The 8,105-nt window shown below is 49.6% G+C and carries 7 protein-coding genes; all 7 read left to right on the top strand.

The window, feature by feature from the left end:
• Window positions 1-285: 285 nt before the first annotated feature.
• Window positions 286-1,629, top strand: a complete 1,344-nt coding sequence (locus LKD70_RS08465) for a MarR family transcriptional regulator (RefSeq protein ID WP_227707585.1) — start codon at window positions 286-288, stop codon at window positions 1,627-1,629.
• Window positions 1,616-2,146, top strand: coding sequence for a hypothetical protein (locus LKD70_RS08470; RefSeq protein ID WP_087418865.1), 531 nt, complete (start codon window positions 1,616-1,618; stop codon window positions 2,144-2,146). Before LKD70_RS08465 ends, LKD70_RS08470 begins: the two co-directional genes overlap by 14 nt.
• A 239-nt stretch (window positions 2,147-2,385) precedes the next feature.
• Entirely contained in the window at window positions 2,386-2,910 is a 525-nt protein-coding gene (locus tag LKD70_RS08475) for a DUF5697 family protein (RefSeq protein ID WP_015574568.1), read from the top strand.
• 21 nt (window positions 2,911-2,931) lie between these two features.
• Window positions 2,932-3,585 (top strand): DUF6100 family protein, encoded by a 654-nt coding sequence (locus LKD70_RS08480; protein ID WP_227707597.1) that lies wholly within the window; start codon window positions 2,932-2,934, stop codon window positions 3,583-3,585.
• 141 nt (window positions 3,586-3,726) lie between these two features.
• Entirely contained in the window at window positions 3,727-4,833 is a 1,107-nt protein-coding gene (locus tag LKD70_RS08485; RefSeq protein WP_320442594.1) for a hypothetical protein, read from the top strand.
• Window positions 4,823-6,823, top strand: coding sequence for a VirD4-like conjugal transfer protein, CD1115 family (locus tag LKD70_RS08490; protein ID WP_227707586.1), 2,001 nt, complete (start codon window positions 4,823-4,825; stop codon window positions 6,821-6,823). Before LKD70_RS08485 ends, LKD70_RS08490 begins: the two co-directional genes overlap by 11 nt.
• Window positions 6,824-6,843: 20 nt before the next feature.
• Window positions 6,844-7,770 carry an RNA-binding protein gene (locus LKD70_RS08495; RefSeq protein ID WP_227707587.1) on the top strand — a complete coding sequence of 309 codons (927 nt, stop codon included), beginning with the start codon at window positions 6,844-6,846 and terminating at the stop codon, window positions 7,768-7,770.
• Window positions 7,771-8,105 lie beyond the last annotated feature (335 nt).

Below are 8,105 nucleotides of genomic sequence, written 5' to 3' on the forward strand. Positions count from 1 at the left end.
TTTTCCCAGAACGTCTTGGTACGAAATGGAACTTAGAGTCCCGAAAAATGGGGGTTTTTTACCGGCTCGAAACAGCCTGAATGATAAATTTCTTGCAAATTCAGTATATATCAAGAATTTGAATTTGACAAGACTTTTTAGACCCAAAAGGGATGATGGAGGGATGTTGGCAGGATATCCTCATATCCGAATAATATAAAGAAAAAGGTGACATTCAACCGAACTATTGGCTAGAGGCAGCATCATCATGCTGTCTCTATTTTATTTCAGAAAGAGAGGCTTATTATGGAATACCAATTAGAAATCAAACAAATCGTAGATTTCCCACGCTGCCGGATCTACCGCAACTTCATACAGACCTTATTAAATGACAGGAGCATCCGAACCACCGGAGGCTCTTTTCTTTTCTGGTATCTGGTTCTCTGCTCCTACGCCAATTACAGCACTTCCATCCGGCGCATGGAGCAGCTCACTTATACGCTCTCACCGGGCGAATGGATCTGCAGCATCTCAGAACTGCAGAATTGGTTTCGCTGCCGGTTCCAGCATCAGGCCATTTCCATCCTGAAGCATCTCCAGGAGGAAAGCTGCATTACCTATTCCCTGCTGGAGAAAAACCGCCTGGTCAAATTCCGGATCACTGACTGGCAGGATGATAATACTGCCCTGAAATACAATTATCCCTGTAAAAAGGATACCGGCTTTTTCTTTTTTCCAATTGGAAAAGCCCATAAATTGATCCAGGCAGGCAAATGCTCGGAAATGGACATTCTGCTTGATCTGTGGATCCATGCTGTATACAATGACCCGTCTGTCCTCTGCTCTGACACCGGGCCTGTCGTCTACTATCGGAATAATACCGGATCCCCCCTGACCAGCTTCCAGACGCTGGGAGAACGGTGGGGACATTCCAAACCTACTGTCTCCAGGCTTTTGAAAAAACTAGAGAAGATGAACCTGATCACCCTGGTATCCTTCCGTGGAAATCACGGGAGCATGATTTACCTGAACAATTACCTTTCCATTATGTTTAACATCAGCGACGTACTGATTGACAAGGAGGAGATCGCCATGAAAATGAAACTGCCAATTTACATTCCAAAAGAGACACCTGAAGAGGAAACCGCAGAACCAGAGACTGTGTGCGTACCAGAAACGGTGACGGATGCGCAGATCACTGTTTCAAATCCCATTCCCTGCGTTCCAATTTCGCACATCCGCTACATGGTCAAAAAAGTCGCCAAACTCCTGGATACACAAGGGATTTCCTGCTGTCACTGCCCCCGGACCAGGTATATATTATCTCCTTTATCAGACTGCAAGGATAGTATACCTGTAATTGGTCTAAATATTATCTGCCCCTTTGGAGCCGCAAACTACAGGTTTGAGCTGACCATAGAACCCAGGCCGGAGTCTGCAAAGCTGGAGCCTGAGAAGAAGGGTGGACAGCAGAGCCGAACCGTACTGGCGAATCCTGCCCTTCCGAAAGAGGGCAGGATAGGACAGCGAGCTAAGAGGATGCACAGAATGGAACCGCCGGAAATCTTACTGCCGGATCTTCCCCCGCAAATACCGGATAATGCGAAAGCCGGAAGTCAGGAAGGAGGGGATCTGTATGCCGAAGCGTAAAGGACAGGACTTTTCAACACCGGAAGAAAATCCCCGGTTTCATGATACGTACCAGTTCCTGCGCCGTTACCGGGATGCCACATACAGCCTGAAAGTGGTCGTTCACCAGATGGAGAACCAATTCAAGGTGCAGTACGGTTCCAGCATTGATGAGTTCCTGGACTCCATTTATGCAGCCGGAGCAGATCTGGCTGGCAGCGACATTGCGGAACGTGCCAAAAGCATTGAGCGGAGCAACCGGATGCTGAAGCTGCTGGAGTCTTCTGTAGATCTTCTGCGGAATAACCATAAATACGGGGAGCAGTATTACTGGATCCTCTACTATGCCTTTCTCTCGCCACAGCAGCTGAAGAACACGGAAGAGATCCTGGAAAAGCTGGAGCAGCACATTCCCAATATCTCCTACCGTACTTACTACCGGAAACGCCACCTGGCGATAGAAGCTCTGAGCAGCATCCTCTGGGGCTATACTGCAAAAGAAACCATAGACACCCTGAATAAATTCTTCCCGGAGTAGGAAGTGGCACAGCTCCGGCATAGGATTGTCCCGGTTCTGCGATTGCAGGGTAAATTTACCCATGCTACAATAGGTATTGCTTATAGTTTTCTTTTTACAGCACCCTCGGCGGTGCTTTTTTTGTACCCATAAACCAACGCTGACTGCTGTACGTACAGCCTACATATTAAATAAGTAGAAAATCTACGTATGCTCTACGTACAGCACACGCACATTCTATTGAACGGAGGAAATCCGGCATGAAAACAAGAGATCAGATATACCACAGGGAAGGAGAAAAGCTCCTGCGCTTCCTGACCACCTACCATGCCCTGAAGTATGAACAGGTAATGAAGATGTTTGGTAACCAGGACTCCATCAAGTCGCTGATCACCAGCCTGGTCAAGCAGGGAAGGATTTATCATGATAAGGAAGCCGGCCTGTTATGTGACAGCCCGGAGGCTGCCAAAAGCCCGGATCGAGGCACGATTGCCGCCTTCTGGGTTTTACTGGATTTTGAAAAGCCCATCGTATTCCATACCAGCGGGGATTTTCCAGTGAAACTCCACTTCTTTTCAGAAAATGAGGAATACGAAATCCTCTATGTGCCGCTGGAACAGGAAATTTTAGTGGATCATGTGATGAAATCCATTCCCCGCCACGATGTGTTGCGTCTTGTGGTGCTGGAAAATATCCAGCAGGCGGCGAAACTCTCGATTGAAGGGGTGCTTGCTTTCTGTGTCGTGGATGACTCCGGCTCTGTCAGCTACTACGGAAGGAGGTAATACACCATTTCAAACCAGAAAATTCTCTATGAACGGCTTGCGAAGCTGGAAGGAGAGATCCAGAAACTCAACAACACGGTTTTTGCCCTGAAAACCACTGATATTCGTGCATATCCGGAAAACTACGGGGATCTGAGTATGAACGCTGCGCTGCGTGCCGAGCGGATTGCCTGCCAGATGCGCAACCTGGTCTGCCTGGCAGCCCCGGAAAAACGGGGCGGATATTTAAAGGAGGCGGCTGATGCCCAAGGGATTGAGATCTGCCAGGACAAAGATCTGATCTCCATTACGCTTCCGGGCCTGCTTCCCAAAAGAAAGCAGCACGTCAACGCCGCCTTTCTCCATGAGCCGCTGAACTATGCGCTGCAGAACTACCTGACTGTCCACTCTCTTCCCCTGTACCGGGAATGTGTGGTCTGCTTCAGCCAGATCTATGACCGGAACGGCCCATTTGACCGGGTACGTGATTACGATAACCTGGAGTTCAAACAGCTTCTGGACACGATTGCCACCTATATCATGGTGGATGACAGCGGGCTTTACTGCGACTCCTACCACACCACGGAGCTGGGAGATACGGATCATACTGTCATCTATGTGATGGGAAAATCCCGGTTTCCCCAGTGGCTGAAAGGACGAAAAAACGAGATTGAAACCATATCGGAAATTTCATGATTTTTCCGTCATTTTATCCGACATTGGTAAAACATCCTTTGAAAGCAGGAAATCCCTGCTTTTTTTGTTTGCCGGGAAGCACAACTTTTTACCCAAGTACAGACTTACATGGGTAACTACCGGAAGGAGGGGTGACTGATTTTGTATCCTTCTACCTCCCAGAAATACAGGCTCCTGGAAATGGTCGCTCTTTGCGGGGAATTTCCTGCTGACCAGCTTACCCGTCTGATCCCAAGCCCCTCTTATGGAGAAAAGCTCATTACAGAGTTAAAGGCACAAAAACTGCTGCGGACTCACTATCGGGATCATTTAAGGGGCTATCGCCTGACCGGACGGGCTAAACAGATGCTCCTTGCTCAAAATCCGGAGCGTTTCCGTGACTTCCTCACCGGGAATACCGAAACCAATCAGGTCCGAAGCGAAGTAACCCGTCGGCTGCGTCTGTACCAGAAAGCAGAAACCTATCTGACTCTCCTAAGCGCCGGCATCCCGTTCTTTGCTGACCAGAAACCGGATATTTTCAGGGAAGGCCGCGAAGCCGGTATCCTCACTATGGGGAACCTGCCCCTTTTTTACTCATCACGGGAGTTTAAGCACATCGGTTCAGAGGCAACCAAGATCAGAAATTCCCGGAGCATGGGGGTGCTGCTTGCTCCCCACTGTGCCTATGCACTGTATAACACCGGTGACCATGTACTCAAGTGGGAATACCGGACAGAGGTACGGCTGAACGCCTTCCTGCAGCATTACCTGCAGGATTTCCCCTATACGGGACATCCGAAAGTCCGGGCGATCCTGACCGGGAAGGACATGGACACCGCTTACCAGCTCCTGACCAGTACCGGCGGATACAAAAAGAGTCTGTTTGTAGCGGATACATCCTATGAACACTTTCACTATCTGCCAAACACACCGGAAGGTGAAACGCTTTTGAAACTGCTGGTCCGGCCACGGCTCATGAAACAGCTGGACCAGTTACTGTTATCCGATTTAGGTTCCCGGCAGCCAGGCCTTCCCATCGACCATGATGGGGTGGACGCTTCCGGGAACCCTGCGGTTCTTGCATATGATTTTGACTTGCACCGAATTAACCGATTCAATACCGGGCTGAATGTATATGGCAGAAAGGGGGTAATGATCTGCTTTGATTTCCAAATCCCCTGTCTAAAACGGTATCTGACCGCCGACATTCGGTTCTCCAGTATTGACCTCTCTAAGTTAAGAAAGGGGTTTTTGCATGAACCGTAAATGGTGGAAGCTCATTTATCTGCTTCCCATCAGCCTCTGCACCTTATATGCAGGCGGCTATATCGCTCAGTTTATCCGAAACTATCGCATCTGGACTGCCGCTGGTAACACGCCGGGCAATGGCAGTTCCCCACAGATGCCATCCCCGCATCCGGCAGCCTGTTTCCAGGCAGTCACCGATTTTCCGTATAACCTGTATGGGATTGGGGTCTGCCTTGTGGTATTTGGGCTGCTGATTTTTTTGCTCATGCGGATGGGCTATGACCGCAACGGCGAAGTCGCAGACCGGGAACGGAACCTGAACTACTCGACCAAAGGAACCTATGGAACCTCCGGTTTCATGACGCCGGAGGAAATGCATAAAGTCCTGGAGCTGACTTCTGATGTAAAGAAGAGCAAAGGCACCATCTTAGGCAAGCTGAACGGCAAAGCCGTCTGCCTGCCCTACCACACCTATATGAATCGGAATGTGGCAGTCTACGGCTCCAGCGGCTCCATGAAGAGCCGTGCCTATGTCCGAAATGCTATCTTCCAAAGTGTTGCCCGCGGAATTGACGGACCAGGAGAAAGTCTCATCATTACCGATCCGAAATCTGAACTCTATGAAAGTATGTCCGTGTATCTGGAGAATGAAGGCTATACCGTCAAATGTTTCAACCTGGTCAACCCGGAAAACTCCGACAGCTGGAACTGTCTTATGGAGATTAACGGGTCTGAGACAATGGCTCAGGTCTTGGCGGATGTCATCATCCAGAATACCGGCTCTGCTAAAGGGGATCATTTCTGGGATAATGCGGAGATGAACCTGCTGAAAGCCCTGGTTCTGTATGTAGACCAGGGTTTCCCGCCGGAAGTCAAAAATATCGGACAAGTGTACAAGCTGCTGACTATGAGTTCCGAGAAAGAACTGAACAGCCTGTTTGACTTGCTCCCGGTATCCCATCCGGCAAAAGTGCCTTACTGCATCTATAAGCAGGCCAGCGACACAGTGCGCTCCGGCGTCATCATCGGGTTGGGCGCCAGGCTGCAGGTGTTCCAAAATAAGCTAATCCGGCAGATCACCTCCTATGACGAGATCGACCTGACACTGCCAGGCAAGCAGAAATGTACGTATTTCTGCATCACCTCAGACCAGGACAGCACCTTTGATTTCCTCTCCTCCCTGTTCATGACTTTTATCTTTATCAAGCTGGTCCGTTTTGCGGACAAAGAGGGGAAGGACGGAAAGCTGCCGGTTCCGGTACATATCCTGGCGGATGAGCTGGCCAATACCGGCGCCATTTTGGAGCTGAACAAAAAAATTTCCGTTATCCGGAGCCGAAACTTAAGCATTTCCTGTATTTTCCAGAATCTGCCCCAGATGCAGAACCGGTATCCGCTGAACCAATGGCAGGAAATTATAGGGAATTGTGACAGCCAGTTATTCTTAGGCTGTACCGATGAAGTGACTGCCACCTTTATTTCCAACCGGTCCGGAGATGTGACGGTTGGAGTCAGCAGCGAAGCCAAACAGCTCAATTCCTGGCGGGTGTCCGACTACACGCCGGAGTACCGGCAGACCAGATCCATCGGGAAGCGCAAGCTCTTAACGCCGGATGAGATTCAGCGGCTGCCCTTAAATAAGGCGCTTATCATCCTGCGGGGACAGAAAATCCTGGAAGTGGAGAAATACGACTATACGCTCCACCCAGATTCCAAAAAGCTGATTCCAAGAAAGGCGGCAGACCATGTTCCCCAGTGGCGGGCAAAAGCCGAGCAGGAAGAATACGACTACACGCCGACTCTTGCGGAGAATTTAAAGAAAAAGCCCCGGCCCGGCCGCAGCGGCAGACGCCCTTCGTTTCCCTCTCAGGAGAAACCGCTTCGCCGGGAACCGGTCAAGCACGCATACCCTTCCGGTCATCCGGAAGAGCTTAGTGACCAGCCGGAAGAATTTCCGGATTTTCCAGAGGAAATTGTTCCGCTGGATAAAGATTCCATTATGTCTTAATTTTTGAAAGGAGGCAGCTTATGCCAAACGAACTGAACCATACAACATCTATCCTTACCCTGGACGCCGATGCTCAGCTGGAAACGCCGCAGTCCAAAGCGGATCTCATCTGGCACGAGATCCAGAACGCCTACCGCACCCGGAAAATCCTTACCGGGAAACTGGGCGGCATTGAGAAAACGGAGGCCGGCAGTCTGATTGCTATTATCTATTACAAGGACTTCCGTACCGTCATCCCCATCTCGGAAATGATGCTGAATCTTGTTCAGGATAACGCCCACGATTACGGGGAACTTTCCCTGCGGCAAAATAAAATCCTCAATAATATGCTGGGGTGTGAGATTGATTTTCTGGTGAAAGGATTAGATGCCAAGACACGCAGTATTGTGGCAAGCCGGAAGGAAGCCATGCTGAAGAAACGCCAGATTTTCTATCTGGATACAGACACATCCGGGAAGCCCAAGGTCTGCGAAGACCGGATCGTGCAGGCCAGGGTGATCGCTGTGGCAGAAAAGGTTGTCCGTGCTGAAATTTTTGGCGTGGAGACTTCCATCCTGGCAAGGGATCTGTCCTTTGACTGGCTGGGAGACGCCAGAGAGCGGTTCCGTGTGGGGGATCACATCCTGGTACGGATCCTGGATGTAAAAGCAGAGTCTCCGGAGCAGATCACCGTCCATGCAGATGTCAAAAGCGTAGAAGGCAATACCAGCAAGGAAAATATGAAGAAATGCAAGGTGCAGGGCAAATATGCAGGTGTTGTGGAAGATATCCACAAAGGCACCGTATTCGTCCGGCTCTCGATTGGCGTCAACGCCATCGCCCATTCCTGCTATGATCCCCGTACCGTAGGGAAAAAGGATGAGGTATCCTTTGTCGTTACGCACATTGATGAGGAGCGCAATGTGGCGGTGGGCCTGATCACCCGGATTATCCGGCAGAACCTGTAAAAAGAAAACGGCAGCGCAACAAAGTGAATTTTGCAATATTGCCGTTTCTTTCCATATATTTTTATTGCTCATAGCGATGCGTCATGCTATACTATTCCGGTATAATTGAACCAGAAAGACGGATGCTTTTCGATCTTGCCCTCTAGTAAAAAAGGAGGGTGATGCCCATGACTATCACAGAAGTCCTGACTTTACTGTTAGTTATTTTGTAAATGGTAGATAGCCGGTACCGTGTCGCTTGCTAGTTTTTGTGAGATAATTACTCTAAAAAAACTAAGGTTTTTCAGGGAGGGCTATCTCATGGATAAAATCACACACAAAGTCCGCTGCGAACA

The organism is Ruminococcus turbiniformis (genome assembly GCF_020687545.1).
Classification (GTDB): Bacteria; Bacillota; Clostridia; order Lachnospirales; family Lachnospiraceae; genus Mediterraneibacter; species Mediterraneibacter turbiniformis.

What these genes read in the sequence shown, in the direction of transcription:
- LKD70_RS08490 (WP_227707586.1), top strand. Translation starts at nt 4,823, where the DNA reads ATGAACCGTAAATGGTGGAAGCTCATTTATCTGCTTCCCATCAGCCTC.
- LKD70_RS08465 (WP_227707585.1), top strand. Translation starts at nt 286, where the DNA reads ATGGAATACCAATTAGAAATCAAACAAATCGTAGATTTCCCACGCTGC.
- LKD70_RS08470 (WP_087418865.1), top strand. Translation starts at nt 1,616, where the DNA reads ATGCCGAAGCGTAAAGGACAGGACTTTTCAACACCGGAAGAAAATCCC.
- LKD70_RS08475 (WP_015574568.1), top strand. Translation starts at nt 2,386, where the DNA reads ATGAAAACAAGAGATCAGATATACCACAGGGAAGGAGAAAAGCTCCTG.
- LKD70_RS08495 (WP_227707587.1), top strand. Translation starts at nt 6,844, where the DNA reads ATGCCAAACGAACTGAACCATACAACATCTATCCTTACCCTGGACGCC.